This window comes from Streptomyces hyderabadensis, from assembly GCF_020404845.1.
Lineage (GTDB): Bacteria > Actinomycetota > Actinomycetes > Streptomycetales > Streptomycetaceae > Streptomyces > Streptomyces hyderabadensis.
In genome coordinates this window covers 29,644-46,355 of sequence record NZ_JAIOJZ010000022.1, presented here as the reverse complement: position 1 = coordinate 46,355, position 16,712 = coordinate 29,644, and the positions used below count along the sequence as shown (strand labels likewise).

Below are 16,712 nucleotides of genomic sequence, written 5' to 3'. Positions count from 1 at the left end.
GCTGACCACTCCTAGAGGTTTTCGCCGCGCCATAGTGGTCGGCTGCTGGAACGCGTGGCCAAGCGCCGCACCCGGTCAATCGGGAGCAGGTTGAGTCTCTGGCCGACGGGGCGCAGGAGCGTCGGCCAGAGACAGCCCTATCTGGATTTCGAGTGATCGGCGCTTCTGCTGCTCTACACCGCTCAGGCGTTGCTCCATGCCTCAAGGAATCGCTTGCGGTCGTCCTCTGTCTCGTACGCCCGGCGGCTCGCAAGGAGGACGTGCCATGCAGAGGTCTCAGCATCACGCAGCCATAGCTTTCCGAGGTACCGACCACCTGCAACGAAGCTGTTGTAGTCCAAGGCGGCTCCGATCACTCCGATCACCGCCTCGCGCTGCTGGTCATCGAGCTTGCCCAGGAAGCTGAGGACGCGGCCAGCGATGCCCCCTTCGTTCCCGTCGATGAGGTACTTGATGAAGGGGCCGCCCGAGTTGACGGGATCGATGTACAAAGCGGCATCACCTCCAGCACGCCTCAGCTCATCCCAAAACTCATCCCCTTCCTGAGTGCCTGGCAGAGGAAGAGCGGCGAGGAGGTCGACCAAGTGCCCGTTAGCCGCTTGGTTGTGGGAGACATCGCAGGCTGCTGCGGCGGCGATCTCCGCAACGTGCTCGGTGTTCAGACCTCCATCCTGGGGCCAGTCCAGTGGAGTGTTGAGCTGGCGCGTGAGGTACTGGGCCAGCTCGCCATCTTCGCCTAAGTGATGTCGGACGATCATAAGTTCCCCCAGCTCAGCGCCAGATGGCGCGTAAGGCGGCTTCTCTACGTTCGTCAGTTTGCCCAAGTAGCCAGCGGACCACTGAGCCGTGTGGAGAACGTCTGGAAAAGGTCCATGTCGTTGACCCTAGGCAGGCGTCTGCGTAGCAGAGGTTGCGCGCTTGCCCTTCTCAGTACCTCCTCGCGTCCGAGAGGGCAGCCGCAGCACTCCGGATGTCATCGGCTGCGTGGCTGAGGGAAGCCGGCAGGTCCGCCACGCGAATCAGGGCCTGAGCGGCGGAAGCCAGCAAGTGGACGTTGTCTTGCAGGTGTGCGAGGTCGGCTCCCGCGTTCATCAGCAAAGGCGTGTTGTCCTGGAGGTGCGCCAGATTGCGGCTGGCCTCGTAAACCATCCAAGCCGTGTCCTCCGGGATGCCAGGTGCATGCCCCTGCATTCGCTCAAGATCAGACTTGAGAACCCTGAGTAGAGACGACAGCTCTGGCACCCGATCCGCAAGAGTTCCTAGCACCGGCGCAAGCCGATCCACGTACTGTTCCTGTGCTTCCTGGATCATCGAGACCAGTCGGGCCTCAGTGAGACCGCTCAGGCCTGCGAGGGCGTCTTGCCCATCGGCTTCGCGAACATGCTTCCACCCCTCAAGGATGGCTACGGAGTACTTTTCACCGTCAATGCCGTCTACGCGCTTGTGGTGCACGTTGCACAGCAAGATCAGGTTGGCGAAGCTGTTCCTGTCCTCCACGCTCCATGACGGGTCGTACCGCTTCCCGCCCGCCTTTAGAGCGCGAATATGGGCGATGTCCAGGTTGAGGACGGGCTTGCCGTCGATGATGCGCACCGTCGGCGCTCCACAACGGGGGGCGTAGCAGCCGCCCCGCGCTAGGGTCATGAGCGCGGCAATGGTGGTGTTGTCGTACTTCCTGTGAGGCTCCTCGGCCATGGCTTCCTTCCTCACTCGGCAGGCTTGCTTGGAACCATAGAGGCAGACTCTGACAACAGAGTTGCCGTACGCGGGAGTTTGGGACGGCCTGCGCAACGTCGGAGGTCTCAGTCGCGGTCTCACTTGTGCCGTTTCCGGAGCGGTCGGGTGGGCCTTTGGGGGTTCAGTTACGGCCCTAACCTGCGGACAAGCAGGTCCCAAGGACGCGTACGGACGACCACGGACCAAGGTCGGACAACTCGTAATGCGTAGGTTTCGGGTTCGAATCCCGAAGGCGGCTCCATTCGAGATCAGGTCAGATGCGCTCTGGCCTGGTCTTTTTGGTTGGACTGCTGACGGCTGCCGGCTTGCGGGGCGTCCTCTCGCAGCAGCGCCCCGGAGGCCGACCCGCGACCGGTCCGAACGGGGCCGTGTCTGCATGAGCCGTTCGGTGAGGGGCACACCGTAGGCATGGAAGAGGCGCCTGTGATCGTGCAGCCGCCGAGCCCCGATGGTGGCAGGCGGGTCGCGATCCGCGGTGAGTACGTCGGCACCGCGTACCACCTGCTCGACGTGGTCGAGTTCCTGCGCCGAGCGGGCCTGCCCGAGTCCGATACGACGCTCGACGCCCCCGAGCTGATCGAGTGGCGTGGCGGCGGGCCGGGGGCCTGGGCTGCCGACGGGTGACGCCCCGGGCCCGCGGTCATTCGGACCTGCGGAGCGTGCGGCGGCGTCCTTGTGTCACCACCCCGGTCCTGGGACTGGAAGGGAGGGTGGGAACGTGGCGCGGGTCCTCGTGCAGGATGACGACCTCGTGGTGCGCCTCTCCTGGTGGGAGAAGGCCGCCGCACACCGCGGAAGTGTGCGGGTGCCGCTGACCGCGGTACGCCGGGTGACGGTGGAATCCGACTGGTGGCGTGCGCTGCGCGGAGAGGCTCTGCACGGCGTCTGGATTCCCGGCGTGCTGAGCGCCGGCACTCGGGGCCACGTCGGCGGTCAGGACTTCGTGGCGCTGCGGCCCGGCAGGCCCGTGGTCTGCGTCGAACTGCGGCCCACGGCTCCCTTCGGACTCCTGGCCGTCTCGGTGCGGGGCGACGCCCAGGCCACGGCGGAACGGGTGCGGTGTTCCGCACCGGACATCGACGCGTCCACCGCCTGGCGGCAGCCTCTCCCCGTCGCCGAGGAGACGGCGGATTCCTGGAGAGCGCTGGACATGTACCGGAAGCACTGAGCGAGCGGTGTCACGGCGCGCGCCCGCCTCATTTCGCGTCCGCGTAGCACTCCACCACCGCCGTCGTGAACGGGAACCGCACCGGCGTCGGACCGAACGTCAGCCGTCCCGCCAGCTCCGCCGCGTCCCGGATCGCCGCGACGATGGTGTCGGCCTCCTCCTCGGGACAGTGCACGATCACCTCGTCGTGCTGGAAGAAGACCAGCTCGGCCGCCATGTCCGCGCAGGTCTGGCGCAGCGCGGCGAGGAGCAGCAGCGCCCAGTCGGCGGCACTTCCCTGGACGACGAAGTTGCGGGCGAAGCGGCCCCGTGCGCGGGCGTTGGTGGAGGCGTACCCCGGCACCCACTCCTGCGGACGGTCCCCGGTGTCGGAGGTGCCGGAGGGGTCGTCCTGCGGCAGCCCGGCCTCCTCGGTGCCGTCGGCCGCGCCGGCCGCGGGCGGGCAGGTGCGGCCCAGCCAGGTGCGCACGAGCCGCCCCTCCTCGCCGGCGCGGGCCGCGTCGTCGACGTACGCCACGGCCCTGGGGAAGCGGCGTCTGAGCGCGGCGAGGTTCTTCAGGCCGTCGCCGGAGGTCTGGCCGTAGACCGCGCCGAGCACGGCGAGCTTGGCCTGGGCCCGGTCGCCGGAGAAGGCGCGGTCGGAGACGGACTGGTAGAGGTCGGTCTCGCGGCCGGCCACCTCCATCAGACCGGGGTCGCGGGAGATCGCCGCCAGCACGCGCGGCTCCATCTGGTCGGCGTCGGCGACGACCAGCCGCCAGCCCGGGTCGGCGACGACGGCCCGCCGGATCACCTTGGGGATCTGCAGCCCGCCCCCGCCGTTGGTCACCCAGCGCCCGGTGACGGTGCCGCCGGCCAGGAACTCGGGGCGGAACCGCCCGTCGCGCACCCAGTCCTGGAGCCAGGACCAGCCGTGGGCGACCCAGATCCGGTACAGCTTCTTGTACTCGAGCAGCGGCTTCACGGCCGGGTGGTCCACGGACTCCAGCTCCCAGCGGCGGGTGGAGCCCACCTTCACGCCCGCCTGCCCGAACGCCTTGACCACGTCGGCGGGCAGATCGGGCCGCACCCGGCGGCCGAACGCCGCCGACACCTCCTCCGCCAGCTCGGCCAGGCGGCGCGGCTCGCCCCCGCCCGCATACCGCTCGCCCAGCAGGTCGTGCAGCACCTCGCGGTGGACGTCGGCCCGCCAGGGCAGCCCCGCGCGGTTCATCTCCGCGGCCACCAGCATCCCCGCCGACTCGGCGGCCGTCAGCAGCCGCAGCCGCTCGGGGTGCGCCGAACGGTCGTGGCGGCGCTGCTGCTCGGCGTAGACGGCGAGCAGGTCGGAGAGGGGGAGGTGGACGGCCTGGGGCTCGAACAGCGGGGACTGCGCCCCCGGCTCGGCGGAGCGCTGCGGCGGGTCGGGCGGTACGGGGCCGCCGCGCAGCCGGGCCAGGGCAGCCGCGGCCGAGCGCGGCTCCCCATACCGCCCCTCGTGGCCGAGCAGGAGTGTCTCGGCGGCCTCCACGTCGTAGCAGCGCTCCACTCGCACCCCGGCGGCGAGCAGGCGCGGCGCGATCTCGGCGGTGGACCGCCACACCCAGCGCGTGACCTCCGGTCTGGTTCGTACGGCGTCGGCGGGGTCGCGCTCCCGCCGCACCGGTCCGGCGGGCAGCCCGTCGGGGCCGAGGGCGGCGACCTCCACGCCACCGCCCTCGGCCACCGCGAGCGCCCACCTCTCGGCCATGTCGTGAGTGTCGCACCGGGGTCTGACATCGCACGGCCGCGGCACGGACGCCGTTCAGGTCTCCTCGCCCGCCGGTCGCAGTCTCCCCGGTCCCCGGCTGCCCCGCAGGGCCGGTCTCCCCGGCTGCCGGTCCGGCTTGCGTGTCTGCCGGGCCCGGGTGGTCCCCGCCTGCTGGTCCGGGCTGCGCGCCTGCCGGGCCAGTTCCCCGGTTGCCGGTTCGGGGGTGCGCGCCCGCCCGGCCCGGCTCTCCGGCTGCCGGCCCGGGGTGCGTGCCCGGGGGTCTCATTTCCCCGGCTGCCAGTCCGGCCTGCGCGCCTGCCGGGCCCTGCTCCCCGGCTGCCGGGCCGGCCTGCTCGCCCCCCGTCAGGCCTCCTCGCCTGCCGGGCCCGCTTCCCCCTTCTTCTCGGTCACCTTGATGAACTCCGACACCGCGTCGACGACAAACCGCTCGGTCGTCTCCTTGTCGAGGCCGAGGCCGCTCAGCACGCCCTCGCCGTGCTCGTGTTCCAGCAGGGCGAGCAGGAGGTGCTCCGTGCCGATGTAGCTGTGGCCGAGCCGCAGGGCCTCGCGGAAGGTGAGTTCGAGGACCTTCTTGGCCGCGGGACCGTAAGGCACCAGCTCCGGGACCTCCGCGGCGGCCGGCGGGAGTGCCGCGGTCGCCGCCTCGCGGATCGCGTCCAGGGTCACGCCCTGCGCGGCGATCGCCTTGGCGGAGAGGCTCTCGCGTTCGGTGATCAGGCCGAGGACGAGGTGTTCGGGCAGGCCCTCGGTGTTGCCGGCGGCCTTGGACGCGTTGTGCGCGGCCATGACGGCGTTGCGTGCCCGCGGGGTGTAGCGGCTGAAGCCCTGGCTCGCGTCCAGGTCGGCCGACTCCTTGGGCACGAAGCGCTTCTGCGCCGCCTGGCGGGTGACGCCCATGCTCTTGCCGATGTCCGTCCAGGACGCGCCCGAACGCCGGGCCTGGTCCACGAAGTGGCCGATGAGGTGGTCGGCCACCTCGCCGAGGTGCTCGCCGGCGATGACGGCGTCCTGGAGCTGTTCCAGCGGCTCCGGATGCACCTTCTTGATCGCGTCGATGAGTTCGTCGAGGCGTACGGATGACGTGATGCTCGGGTTCGTCGTCATGTGTCAACCGTAGGTTGCGCTCTCGCCACTGTCAACCGACGGTTGACAGCCCGTGTCGCCCCTTCCGAGTCGTGGCACCATCGCCGGGTGAGTACGTCCCGCACCGTCGACCGTGCCTTCGAGACCGCCCTGTACGACACCGCCGACGCCGCCCTCGACAGCGCCGCCTCGCTGCTCGCGGCCGATCCCGCGGCGGACGCGGAACTGGCCCGGCGCGGTGCGGAGTTCGTGGCCACGGCGTGGCGGCGCGGCTGGCAGCCCGCCGACCTCGTACGGATCGTCCGCCGCGAACTGGACGACGTGCACGTACGGCTGGTGGCCGCGCTGATCCGCGCCCAGGCGCCGCACGACCGTGCGCGCGGTCCGCGCTGGACCGCGCAGCTCGACGCCCTGCCGGACGCGGAGGTGACGGTGCCGCCCCGCACCGACCGCTTCTCGCACGCCACCGCCGTACTGGAGCTGTACCGCCTGCTGCTGCGGCTGCCCGGCCTCGAGCCCCTGGAGGCGGGGGAGGCGGGGCAGGGGCCGCGTCGGGAACGGGAGCACCGGCCGGAGTCCCGGGCCCTCGCCCGCATCCGCGCGCTGCTCGCCAAGGCGGAGGCGACCGGGTACCCCGAGGAGGCGGAGGCGCTGAGCGCCAAGGCGCAGGAGCTGATGGCCCGGCACAGCGTCGACGAGGCGCTGCTGGCCGCGCAGGCACAGGGGTCGGCGGCCTCGCCCGACGCGCCGGGCGCCTGCCGGATCGGGGTGGAGCCGCCCTACGAGCAGGCCAAGGCGGTGCTGCTGGACGCGGTGGCCGACGCCAACCACTGCAGGGCCGTGTGGAACGAGCCCTTCGGCTTCTCCACCGTCGTCGGTTTCGAGGCCGACCTGGAGGCGGTCGAACTCCTCTACACCTCGCTGCTGGTGCAGGCCGAGGCCGCGATGACGAAGGCGGAGGCCGGGCAGCGGGCGGGCGGGCGCAAGCGCACCAAGACCTTCCGCCAGTCGTTCCTCGCCGCCTACGCCCACCGCGCGGGCACCAGGCTGCGGGCCGCGGCGGAAGCGGCCACGGGCGCGGCGGCGGACGCGGCGGCGGACGTGGTCCTGCTGCCGGTGCTCGCCTCCCGCGACGTCGCGGTCACCGACCGCGTGGAGCGCATGTTCCCGCAGACGACCACCACCCGTCTGCGCGGCGCCGTGGACGCGGCCGGCTGGACCGAGGGCACCCGCGCGGCCGACGCCGCCCGGGTCGGCCGCCACCGGCCACTGAAACGGGGCTGAGGCGGAGCCGGCCCCGGCTGTCCGGTCCGGTCAGGAACCGATGCCGGCGGTCGGCAGGCCGGGCGGGAGCGAGCCGCCCTCGGACCTGGTGTACGTCTCCTCGCCCAGCTCACCCTCCCAGGCCACCGTGAGCGACTCGGCGTCGACCGATCCGACCTTGCCGGTCGAGCGCTCGTCGCTGCCGCCGGTGCACTTGAGGCGGATCGTCCGGGTGCCGGAGGTCTCCTGCGTCGTGCCGCTGCACACGGTCCCGCCGGTGGCGAACAGGGCGGCCTTGTCGCCGGTGACCATCAGGGCGACGGCCTGGCCGTCGGTGGTCGCCAGCCAGCTGCCCTCCAGCTCGCCGGCGGCACCGGCGGACGGGGACCCGCCCCCGGTGCCGCCCGGCTCCGTGCTCGCGGACGCGCTGGGCGCCGCCGAGGACTTGTCGCCGCCGGCCGAGCCCTCGCCCGAGCCGCCGTCGGAGCCCCCGTCGTCGGTGCACGCGGTCAGGAGCAGCGCGCCGGCCAGGCCGAGGCCGAGCGCCGCGGCCCGCACGGACGGGCGCACCCGCCGGTGCGGGACCCCGCCGCGCGGAACGACGTCCGCACGCGGCACGGCCGCCGTATCCGCCGTATCCGCCGTATCCGCCGCGTTCGCCGTACCCGTGGTCGGCGCCGTCCCCGTGGCCCGCGCCGTACCCGTGGTCGGCGTCGTACCCGCGGCCCGCGCCGTACCCGTGGCCCGCGTCGGGCGGGTCGCCTTCTCCGTGCTCGCCGTGTTCTCCGCAGTCACCCACGTCACCGGAAGCTCCAAGCTGTAGCCGGACGGCCGTTCGGCCCCGAACAGCCGCAAGCTACCAGGAGGACTTGCGCACCCCGGGAAGATGCCCGGCATGCGCCTGCTCGCGCAGGTTCACCCGGGAGAGGCCGAAGTTCCGGAAGTATCCGCGCGGGCGTCCGTCGACCTGATCGCGGTTGCGCACGCGCGTGGGGCTCGCGTCGCGCGGCTGCCTGCGCAGTTCCCGCTGGGCGGCGAGCCGTTCGGCATCCGTCGACGAGGGGCGGCGGACGATCTCCTTCAGCTCGGCCCGGCGTGCCGTGTACCGCGCGACGGTCTCCCGCCGCTGCTCGTTCTTCGCGATCTTGCTCTTCTTCGCCATCAGATCCTCACCCCACGGGCACGGATGCGCGCCACGGCCGCCTCGACGCCGATCGAGTCGACCGTCCTGATCCCCTTCGTGCTCAGCCGCAGCCGCACGTGCCGGTTCTCGCTCGGCAGCCAGTAGCGCTTGGTCTGGATGTTCGGGTCGAAGCGGCGCGAGGTGCGCCGGTGGGAGTGGGAGATGCGGTTGCCGAATCCGGGCTGGGCCCCGGTCAGCATGCAGTGGGCGGACACGGTGACGTACCTCTCCTTCGGGTCGGTCGACCCCTAGCTGTTAATGGAATTCATTTTCAGTAAGATAGCAGGCATGGCACGCAACGAACTCCGCCCGGTCATCAAGCTCCGGTCCACCGCCGGGACCGGCTACACCTACGTCACCCGCAAGAACCGCCGCAACGACCCGGACCGCCTGGTCCTGCGCAAGTACGACCCGATGGCCGGCCGCCACGTCGACTTCCGAGAGGAGCGCTGAGCCGCCATGCGCAAGGGAATCCACCCCGAGTACCGGCCGGTCGTCTTCCGCGACCGGGCCGCGGACTACGCCTTCCTCACCCGCTCGACCATGACCAGCGAGCGCACCGTCGAGTGGGAGGACGGCCACACCTACCCGGTCGTCGACGTCGAGATCTCCCACGTCAGCCACCCCTTCTACACCGGCACCGCCCGCGTCCTGGACACCGCCGGACGCGTGGAGCGCTTCGAGCGCCGGTACGGGAAGCAGGACGGGGCATGAGCGGGCCGGGCCGCTTCCCCGAACCGCCGGTGGTGATCGTCGGCGGGCTGCACGCCGACGCGCGCAGGGCGGCCGTGGCCCGGCTGCTGGCCGACGTGCCCGGCAGCGTGGTCCTCCACCACGACCTGGCTACGGCCGCCGCGGGCACGGTCGTACGCACCGTGCGGGACGCCACCGGCATCCTCTCCGCGGGCGAGGCGCCCCTGGTCAACGACTGCGCGTGCTGCGCGCTGCGCGAGGACCTCGTGCCCGAGCTGGTGCGGCTCGCGGAGGCCGGGGGCACCCCGCTGGCGGTCGTCGAACTGTGGGACTCCGTCGAGCCCAAGGCGATGGCGGAGGTGGTGACGGCCGGCGGTTTCACGGTCGCCGGCGTGGTCACCGCCGTCGACCCCGCCCTGGTGCTGCCGTACCTCGGCAACGGCGACGACCTCGCCGAGGGCGGCCTCGCCGCGGCCGCCACCGACCAGCGCACCGTCGCCGACACCTTCGCACGGCAGCTGGAGTACGCCTCCGTCCTCGCCCTCGCCGAGTCCCTCCCCGGCTCGCCGGAGGCCGACGACGAGGACCGCGAGCTGCTGGCCCAGCTGCATCCGACGGCCCGCCGGGTCCCGATCGGCCACGGGAACCCGGCGGGCGCTCCGCAGACGGCCCCGGAGCTGGCGCGGGCCGCCCTCGCCGGGTTCGACGTGGAGGCCGCGGCCGCTGCCCAGCACCCGGCCTGCGCCCTGCTGCCGGCCGAGGCCGACGCGCACGGCGTCGCCACCCTGGTCTGGCACCGCCGCCGCCCCTTCCACCCGGAGCGGCTGTACGCGGCGCTCGAGGACCTGACCTGCGCCGCGGCCCGCAGCCGGGGGCGGTTCTGGCTGGCCGGCAAGGAGGACACGCTGCTGCACTGGGACGCGGCGGGCGGTGCCCTGTGCGTGGAGAGCGCGGGACCGTGGCTCGCCTCGCTCCCCGACGCCGCCTGGGAGCTGGTGCCGCCCGTGCGCCGCGCCGCCGCCGCGCTGGACTGGCACCCCGAGCACGGCGACCGCTGCCAGCACCTGGTGTTCACCTCCCCCGGCCTCGACCGCGACGGCCTGGAACGGCTCCTGGAGTCCTGTCTGCTGACCGACGCCGAGTACGCCGCGGGGCAGGCCGCCTGGGACCGGCTGCCGCCCGCCTTCGACACCCTCCTGGAGGTCTGACCCCATGCCCCGACCCCGCAAGAACGACCGCTCGCCCGCCCGGCGTCCCAATCCGCTGGACCAGGCGGGGGTGACGTACATCGACTACAAGGACACCGAGCTGCTGCGCAGGTTCATCTCCGACCGTGGCAAGATCCGCAGCCGCCGTGTCACCCGGGTGACGTCCCAGCAGCAGCGGCAGCTGGCCAGGGCGATCAAGAACGCGCGCGAGATGGCGCTGCTGCCGTACGGCACGCGCTGACCCGGCCGCCGCGGACCTCCTCGGCAGCCCGGCCGTACCTCGCGTACCGGCGACAACACCGGGGCCCATCCGTCATGGGCGGCCCCGGTGTTGTCGCATGTTGTTGCATATTCTTCGAATTCGGGGGCACATGCGGGAACGACTTCCCGGGCCCCGGCGTCGTAGAGGGCAGGGCTCGGTAAAGCGGTCGTCAAAGCTGTAACCGCGGGAACACCGCGCGTGCACGTGCATTTGCTCATGCATCTGCACGTGAACAGGGTTATGATCCGGATCAGTTGACCACTGCATCAATGGCCACATCAGCCAGTGCACACCGGGGAGCGACCTGTGGACCACGACGTGTACGACGTGTACAACGGCATGGCCGCCACGCAGTTGCACGATGCGGCCTGGCAGAAGAGCCGGCGCAGCAACTCGCAGGGATCATGCGTGGAGTTCGCGCGCCTGCCCGACGGCGCGGTGGCGGTGCGCAACTCCCGCTTCCCCGACGGCCCCGCGCTCGTCTACACGCGTGCCGAGATCGAGGCCATGCTGCTGGGCGTCAAGGACGGCGAGTTCGACCACCTGATCGCGAGCTGAGCGCGAGCTGAGCGCGAGCTGGTCCCGGCCGTCCGCGGGCCGGTCCCGGTCGGCCAGGCCGGCCGGACGGTGCCTAGAGGCGGAACAGCGCCCAGACCACCTTGCCGTGGAGCGTCCCGGCGAGCGGGTGCCAGCCCCAGCTGTCGCTGAAGGAGTCGACGAGGAACAGCCCCCGGCCCGACTCCGCCGAGAAGTCGTCCGTCTCCCGGGCCACCGGGCTGTCGTGGCTGGGGTCGCGCACCGCGCACACCAGCCGCTCGGTCCAGCGCATCAGGTGCAGCCGTACCGGACCGTGCCGTTCGTCGTGGCGCGGGGTGTCGGCGGGCAGCGCGTGCCGCAGGGCGTTGGTGACCAGTTCCGAGACCACCAGGCAGACGTCGTCGAAGCGGTCGCCGGTGTCCCAGCCGTCGAGCGTCCTGCGGGTGAACTTCCGGGCCTCGCGCACCGCTTCGAAACGGGGTGGCAGGGCACAGGAGGCTGCGTGGGACACGGCCGCGGGGTCGAGTGGCGGAAGGCCCTGCCGTAACGGCTCGAGCATGGTCGATCCATTCGTCCCCATGCGAGGCACTCCCGGGAGTTCGCGGTCGTAGCGATGCGGCGCGGTGGTGCGGGGACCATGGTTTCGGATGCGTACCTCAGATGCAAGGGCAGATGCACGTGCACGTGACCGAAATGGACCTGCCCGTACCGCTTGTTGGTCAATTTTTCCGTCATCTTCGCCTCTGCTTCACCCTCCCACGCGACTGGTTCCGGCCCGCCGCGTGCATGATCCTGCACGTTTCCGTTGGCTCGATTCCGTTTCCGTAACCGGACGAGTACTGCTCGAAGTGTTTTAGTGGCAGACTGCGGCCCCTGAAGACGGTTGGGGAGGCTGGCGAACGTGAGCGCGGGAGAGCCCGGATCGGTGGTGCGGCGCATGCTGCTCGGATCACAACTCAGGCGACTGCGTGAGACGCGGGGGATCACGCGCGAGGCGGCGGGATACTCGATCCGCGCCTCCGAGTCGAAGATCAGCCGGATGGAGCTGGGCCGGGTGAGCTTCAAGACGAGGGACGTCGAGGACCTGCTGACGCTGTACGGCATTACGGACGAGCAGGAGCGCGCCTCCCTGCTCTCCCTGGCCAAGGAGGCCAATGTCGCGGGCTGGTGGCACAGTTATTCCGACGTGCTGCCCAGCTGGTTCCCGACCTACGTGGGTCTGGAGGGCGCCGCCTCGCTCATCCGGGCCTACGAGGTGCAGTTCGTGCACGGCCTGCTGCAGACCCCGGAGTACGCCCGCGCGGTCGTCCGGCGCGGCATGAAGGGCGCCGGTGAGGCGGACGTCGAACGCCGGGTGGCGCTGCGCCTGGAGCGGCAGAAGCACCTGGTCGCGGAGAACGCCCCCGAGTTCCACATCGTGCTGGACGAGGCCGCCCTGCGCCGCCCGTACGGCGACCGGGCGGTGATGCGCGGCCAGCTCCAGCACCTGATCGAGGTGTCCGAACGCCCCAATGTGCGCCTCCAGGTCATGCCGTTCGGCTTCGGCGGGCACTCCGGCGAGAGTGGCGCGTTCACGCTCCTCAGCTTCCCCGAGTCCGACCTCTCGGACGTCGTCTACCTGGAGCAGCTCACCAGCGCGCTGTACCTGGACAAGCAGGAGGACGTCACCCAGTACGAGACGGCGCTGAAGGAACTCCAGCAGGACAGCCCGGGCCCGGAGGAGAGCCGGGACCTTCTGCGGGGACTCCTCCAACTCTCCTGAAACATAAGTACGATGACGCTCGATCAGGCGGCTCGCTCGCGGCGGCTGCGGCAGCTAAGGGATTGAGGGAACACATGTCGTCGTACTTCACCGACCTCGCCCAGCAGTACATCGACGGCGAGTGGCGGCCGGGCACCGGCTCCTGGGACATCATCGACTTCAACCCGTACGACAACGAGAAGCTCGCCTCGATCACGATAGCCACGGCCGACGAGGTCGACGCCGCCTACCGGGCCGCCGAGCGCGCGCAGCAGCAGTGGGCCGCGACCAACCCGTACGCGCGCCGCGCGGTGTTCGAGAAGGCGCTGCGCCTGGTCGAGGAGCGCGAGGCGGAGATCGGCGACGCGATCGTCGCCGAGCTGGGCGGCACCCGCCTGAAGGCCGCCTTCGAACTGCACCTGGCCAAGGAGTTCCTGCGCGAGGCGGTCCACCTGGCGCTGCGCCCCGAGGGCCGGATCATCCCGTCCCCGGCCGACGGCAAGGAGAACCGCGTCTACCGGGTGCCGGTCGGCGTCGTGGGCGTCATCAGCCCCTTCAACTTCCCCTTCCTGCTCTCCCTGAAGTCGGTCGCCCCGGCCCTGGCGCTGGGCAACGGCGTCGTCCTCAAGCCGCACCAGAACACGCCGATCGTCGGCGGCACGCTGGTCGCGAAGATCCTTGAGGACGCGGGGCTGCCGGGCGGCCTGCTCAACGTCGTGGTCACCGACATCGCGGAGATCGGCGACGCTTTCATCGAGCACCCGGTGCCGAAGGTGATCTCCTTCACCGGCTCCGACAAGGTCGGCCGCCACGTGGCCACGGTCTGCGCCGCCAACTTCAAGCGCTCGGTCCTCGAACTGGGCGGCAACAGCGCACTGGTGGTCCTGGACGACGCCGACGTCGACTACGCCGTGGACGCCGCCGTCTTCAGCCGCTTCGTCCACCAGGGCCAGGTCTGCATGGCCGCCAACCGCGTACTGGTCGACCGCGCGGTGGCCGACGAGTTCACCGAGAAGTTCGTCGCCAAGGTGCGGACCCTCAAGGCCGGCGACCCGCGCGACCCCGAGACCGTCATCGGCCCGGTGATCAACTCCTCGCAGGCCGACGCGGTCTCCGGCGTGGTCGAGCAGGCGCTCGCCGAGGGCGCCACCGCCCTGGTGCACGGCTCGGTCACGGACAACCTGGTCGAGCCGTCGGTCCTGACCGGCCTGCCCGCCGACTCCGCGCTGCTGAAGCAGGAGGTCTTCGGACCGGTCGCCTTCCTCGTCCCCTTCGACGGCGAGGAGGAGGCCGTACGCCTGGTCAACGACACGCCGTACGGGCTGAGCGGGGCCGTGCACACGGCGGACGTCGAGCGGGGCGTCGCGTTCGCCAAGCGGATCGACACCGGCATGTTCCACGTGAACGACGGGACAGTCCACGACGAGCCGATCGTGCCCTTCGGCGGCGAGAAGCACTCCGGCATCGGCCGCCTCAACGGCGACAGCATGCTGGACGCCTTCACCACCCAGAAGTGGATCTCGGTGCAGCACGGGCGCAGCGGCTTCCCGTTCTGACAGCTCCGAGGTTCCGAGGGCCCCGGCGGGCGGGCCGCGGTGCCGGATCTAGGCTGGACCCCATGTCAGCGATCCGTCTCCTCGTGCTCGGCGCCGTCCGCCAGCACGGGCGGGCCCACGGCTACCAGGTGCGCAACGACCTGGAGTACTGGGGCGCGCACGAGTGGTCCAACGCCAAGCCCGGTTCGATCTACCACGCGCTGAAGCAGATGGCGAAACAGGGGCTGCTGCTCGCGCACGAGATCGCGCCGTCCACGGCGGGCGGGCCGCCGCGGGTGGAGTACGAGGTCACCGAGCAGGGCACCGAGGAGTACCTCACCCTGCTCCGTGCCTACCTCACCGCCTACGACCAGCGGCCGGACGTGCTCACCGCGGCGCTCGGCTTCATGGTCGACCTGCCGCGCCAGGAGGCGCTCGCCCTGCTGGAGGAGCGGGTGCGGAAGATCGAGGAGTGGCGGGCGGCCGTCACCGAGTACTACCTGCCCGCGGAGGGGCCGGGCCAGTACGGGCACATCGGCGAGATCATGAACTACTGGGTGCACTCGGCCGACTCGGGCGCCGAGTGGACCCGCGGCCTCATCGAACGCGTCCGGGGCGGCGCGTACACCTTCGCCGGCGAGGGCGAGCGGTTCGTCGCGGTGCTGGCGGACGGGGAGGAGAACCCGTTCGCCGCGGGGCGTCCGCACTACGGGGATGCTCGCTAATCAAGTTTGACCAATCGGGGTGCGGGCACTATCTTCCGGGCTAGTAGTCAAATTTGTCTAACAGGCTCTCGTAGGAGAGCGGGGGAGTGACTGTGGCCGACACGGCGATCACCGTCGAAGGCGCACGCAAGAGATACGGCAGCAAGGACGCACTGGACGGACTCGACCTGACCGTCGCACGCGGCACGGTGCACGGCGTGCTGGGACCCAACGGGGCGGGCAAGACGACCCTGGTCCGCATCCTGTCCACCCTCCTGCGGCCCGACGCGGGCCGCATCCAGGTGGCGGGCCACGACGTCGTCGCCGAGGCCTACGCGGTACGGCTGCGCATCGGCCTGCTCGGCCAGCACGCGGCGCTCGACGAGGAGCTGGGCGGCCGGCAGAACCTGGAGATGTTCGGCCGCCTCCACCACCTGGGCGCCCGGCGGGCACGCGCGCGTGCCGACGAACTGCTCGCCCGCTTCGACCTCACCGACACCGGACGCAAACCGGTCAGCGCCTACAGCGGCGGCATGCGGCGCCGCCTGGACCTGGCCGCGTCCCTCATCACCGAACCGGAGGTGCTCTTCCTGGACGAGCCGACCACCGGGCTCGACCCGCGCGGCCGCGCCGAGGTGTGGGACTCGGTCCGCTCCCTGGTCGGCGCCGGTACGACGGTCCTGCTCACCACGCAGTACCTGGAAGAGGCCGACCAGCTCGCCGACCGCATCTCGGTCGTCGACACCGGCCGGGTCGTCGCCGACGGCACGGCGGACGAACTCAAGGCCGCCACCGGCGGCGACCGCGTCGACGTCGTGCTGCGCGACGCCGGTCAGCTGGGCGCCGCCGTCGCCCTGCTGCCGCTCACCGGCGTCCGCGTCGACACCGACCGGCGGCTGCTCAGTGCCCCGGTCACCGACCGGATGGCGGCGCTCTCCGGCGTCGTACGGGCGCTGGAGGAGGCCGGGATCGAGGCCGAGGACGTGGCGCTGCGCCGCCCGACCCTGGACGAGGTGTTCCTGCACCTCACCGACCGCACGAAGGAGGCCGCGTGAGCACCAGCGTCCCGAACGCCACGTCGTACGCCCTGTCCGACTCCTGGACCATGACCCGCCGCGAGCTGGCCCGCTGGGGACGGCAGCCGGTGACGGTCGTCGTCAACCTGGTCTTCCCGGTCATGCTGCTGCTCATGTTCGGCTACCTGGTCGGCGGCGGCCGGGGCCTGAGCGGCGATTACGTCGACTACCTGGTCCCCGGCATGCTCGCCCTCACCATGGCGTTCGGCCTGGAGGGCACGATGATCGCCGTCACCCGGGACCTCGACAAGGGCGTCGTCGACCGCTTCCGCTCGCTGCCGATGGCCAACGGCGCGGTCCTGGTGGGCCGTTCCGCCGCCGACATGCTCCAGTCGGCGCTCGGCCTGGTCGTACTGATCGGCGTCGGGTACACGCTCGGCTGGCGCGCCCACGGCGGTCCCGGCGCCTTCCTGGGCGCGGTCGGCCTGCTCCTGCTCTTCCGGTTCGCCATGCTCTGGATCGGCATCTTCCTCGCCCTGGTGGCCGGGAAGCCCGAGCTGGTGCAGGCGGTGCAGATCCTGGTCTGGCCGGTCGGCTTCCTCTCCAACGCCTTCGCCGCGCCCGGCTCCATGCCCGGCTGGCTGGGCACGGCCGTCCAGTGGAACCCGTTGTCCCAGACCGCCACGGCCGTCCGCGACCTCTTCGGCAGCCCCGGCGGCGAGTCCGGCCACGTCTGGGCCGCCCTCGCCTGGCCGCTGGCCCTGCTCGCGGTGTTCTTCCCGCTGGCGGTGGCGAGATTCGCCCGGCTGAGCCGGTGAACCGCTGACGCGCA

At 71.4% G+C, this 16,712-nt stretch carries 22 protein-coding genes; 14 read left to right on the top strand and 8 right to left on the bottom strand.

Features of this window, described 5'->3' with window-relative positions:
* Positions 1-182 precede the first annotated feature (182 nt).
* Together K7854_RS18715 and K7854_RS18710 are read right to left on the bottom strand one after the other, a co-directional pair.
* Positions 183-824, bottom strand: coding sequence for a hypothetical protein (locus K7854_RS18715; protein ID WP_226027671.1), 642 nt, complete (start codon positions 822-824; stop codon positions 183-185).
* Positions 825-927: 103 nt separating this feature from the next.
* The gene (locus tag K7854_RS18710) at positions 928-1,695 is read right to left on the bottom strand and encodes a hypothetical protein (protein ID WP_226027670.1); all 768 of its coding nucleotides are present in this window, start codon (positions 1,693-1,695) and stop codon (positions 928-930) included.
* A gap of 450 nt (positions 1,696-2,145) precedes the next feature.
* Between K7854_RS18710 and K7854_RS18705 the strand changes: the two genes are divergently transcribed.
* Together K7854_RS18705 and K7854_RS18700 are read left to right on the top strand one after the other, a co-directional pair.
* The gene (locus K7854_RS18705) at positions 2,146-2,361 is read left to right on the top strand and encodes a hypothetical protein (RefSeq protein WP_226027669.1); all 216 of its coding nucleotides are present in this window, start codon (positions 2,146-2,148) and stop codon (positions 2,359-2,361) included.
* A 94-nt stretch (positions 2,362-2,455) separates the two neighbouring features.
* Entirely contained in the window at positions 2,456-2,905 is a 450-nt protein-coding gene (locus tag K7854_RS18700; RefSeq protein ID WP_226027668.1) for a hypothetical protein, read from the top strand.
* Between the two features lie 28 nt (positions 2,906-2,933).
* Here the strand turns inward: K7854_RS18700 and K7854_RS18695 are convergent, their stop codons facing one another.
* Both K7854_RS18695 and K7854_RS18690 read right to left on the bottom strand, forming a co-directional pair.
* Positions 2,934-4,634, bottom strand: a complete 1,701-nt coding sequence (locus tag K7854_RS18695) for a bifunctional 3'-5' exonuclease/DNA polymerase (protein WP_226027667.1) — start codon at positions 4,632-4,634, stop codon at positions 2,934-2,936.
* A gap of 363 nt (positions 4,635-4,997) precedes the next feature.
* Complete coding sequence (locus K7854_RS18690; protein WP_226027666.1) at positions 4,998-5,759, bottom strand: Clp protease N-terminal domain-containing protein; 762 nt, start codon at positions 5,757-5,759, stop codon at positions 4,998-5,000.
* Between the two features lie 87 nt (positions 5,760-5,846).
* Between K7854_RS18690 and K7854_RS18685 the strand changes: the two genes are divergently transcribed.
* Positions 5,847-7,022 (top strand): DUF2786 domain-containing protein, encoded by a 1,176-nt coding sequence (locus tag K7854_RS18685; protein WP_226027665.1) that lies wholly within the window; start codon positions 5,847-5,849, stop codon positions 7,020-7,022.
* Between the two features lie 30 nt (positions 7,023-7,052).
* Here the strand turns inward: K7854_RS18685 and K7854_RS18680 are convergent, their stop codons facing one another.
* Positions 7,053-7,619, bottom strand: a complete 567-nt coding sequence (locus K7854_RS18680; protein ID WP_372481045.1) for a hypothetical protein — start codon at positions 7,617-7,619, stop codon at positions 7,053-7,055.
* Positions 7,620-7,668: 49 nt separating this feature from the next.
* Here K7854_RS18680 and K7854_RS18675 point away from each other — a divergent pair, with 49 nt between their 5' ends.
* Positions 7,669-7,824, top strand: a complete 156-nt coding sequence (locus K7854_RS18675; RefSeq protein ID WP_226027664.1) for a hypothetical protein — start codon at positions 7,669-7,671, stop codon at positions 7,822-7,824.
* Between the two features lie 33 nt (positions 7,825-7,857).
* Here the strand turns inward: K7854_RS18675 and rpsN are convergent, their stop codons facing one another.
* Entirely contained in the window at positions 7,858-8,163 is a 306-nt protein-coding gene (rpsN, locus tag K7854_RS18670) for a 30S ribosomal protein S14 (RefSeq protein WP_226027663.1), read from the bottom strand.
* Complete coding sequence (rpmB, locus tag K7854_RS18665) at positions 8,163-8,399, bottom strand: 50S ribosomal protein L28 (RefSeq protein WP_226027662.1); 237 nt, start codon at positions 8,397-8,399, stop codon at positions 8,163-8,165. The genes rpsN and rpmB overlap by 1 nt, the downstream gene beginning before the upstream one ends.
* Before the next feature lie 73 nt (positions 8,400-8,472).
* Between rpmB and rpmG the strand changes: the two genes are divergently transcribed.
* The 5 genes from rpmG to K7854_RS18640 all read left to right on the top strand — a co-directional run bounded on the left by rpmG (position 8,473) and on the right by K7854_RS18640 (position 10,905).
* Positions 8,473-8,637, top strand: coding sequence for a 50S ribosomal protein L33 (gene rpmG, locus K7854_RS18660; RefSeq protein WP_007451968.1), 165 nt, complete (start codon positions 8,473-8,475; stop codon positions 8,635-8,637).
* Between the two features lie 6 nt (positions 8,638-8,643).
* The gene (locus K7854_RS18655) at positions 8,644-8,898 is read left to right on the top strand and encodes a type B 50S ribosomal protein L31 (RefSeq protein WP_226027661.1); all 255 of its coding nucleotides are present in this window, start codon (positions 8,644-8,646) and stop codon (positions 8,896-8,898) included.
* Positions 8,895-10,085 carry a CobW family GTP-binding protein gene (locus tag K7854_RS18650; RefSeq protein ID WP_226027660.1) on the top strand — a complete coding sequence of 397 codons (1,191 nt, stop codon included), beginning with the start codon at positions 8,895-8,897 and terminating at the stop codon, positions 10,083-10,085. The genes K7854_RS18655 and K7854_RS18650 overlap by 4 nt, the downstream gene beginning before the upstream one ends.
* Positions 10,086-10,089: 4 nt before the next feature.
* Entirely contained in the window at positions 10,090-10,326 is a 237-nt protein-coding gene (gene rpsR, locus K7854_RS18645; protein ID WP_226027659.1) for a 30S ribosomal protein S18, read from the top strand.
* Between the two features lie 327 nt (positions 10,327-10,653).
* Positions 10,654-10,905: a DUF397 domain-containing protein gene (locus K7854_RS18640; RefSeq protein ID WP_011028968.1), complete on the top strand. Its 252-nt coding sequence runs from the start codon at positions 10,654-10,656 to the stop codon at positions 10,903-10,905.
* Between the two features lie 73 nt (positions 10,906-10,978).
* On the opposite strand, the gene K7854_RS18635 is transcribed toward K7854_RS18640, so the two are convergent.
* Entirely contained in the window at positions 10,979-11,464 is a 486-nt protein-coding gene (locus tag K7854_RS18635) for an ATP-binding protein (protein WP_226027658.1), read from the bottom strand.
* Between the two features lie 345 nt (positions 11,465-11,809).
* Here K7854_RS18635 and K7854_RS18630 point away from each other — a divergent pair, with 345 nt between their 5' ends.
* From K7854_RS18630 to K7854_RS18610, 5 genes are all read left to right on the top strand, one after another.
* Positions 11,810-12,646 (top strand): Sco1979 family transcriptional regulator, encoded by an 837-nt coding sequence (locus K7854_RS18630; RefSeq protein ID WP_505016451.1) that lies wholly within the window; start codon positions 11,810-11,812, stop codon positions 12,644-12,646.
* A gap of 74 nt (positions 12,647-12,720) precedes the next feature.
* A complete protein-coding gene (locus tag K7854_RS18625; RefSeq protein WP_226027657.1) occupies positions 12,721-14,181 on the top strand; it encodes an aldehyde dehydrogenase family protein in 1,461 nt (486 codons plus the stop codon).
* A gap of 62 nt (positions 14,182-14,243) precedes the next feature.
* Positions 14,244-14,885 (top strand): PadR family transcriptional regulator, encoded by a 642-nt coding sequence (locus K7854_RS18620; RefSeq protein WP_226027656.1) that lies wholly within the window; start codon positions 14,244-14,246, stop codon positions 14,883-14,885.
* 92 nt (positions 14,886-14,977) lie between these two features.
* Positions 14,978-15,919: an ATP-binding cassette domain-containing protein gene (locus tag K7854_RS18615; protein ID WP_308112544.1), complete on the top strand. Its 942-nt coding sequence runs from the start codon at positions 14,978-14,980 to the stop codon at positions 15,917-15,919.
* 50 nt (positions 15,920-15,969) lie between these two features.
* A complete protein-coding gene (locus tag K7854_RS18610) occupies positions 15,970-16,698 on the top strand; it encodes an ABC transporter permease (protein WP_226027734.1) in 729 nt (242 codons plus the stop codon).
* Positions 16,699-16,712: the final 14 nt, after the last annotated feature.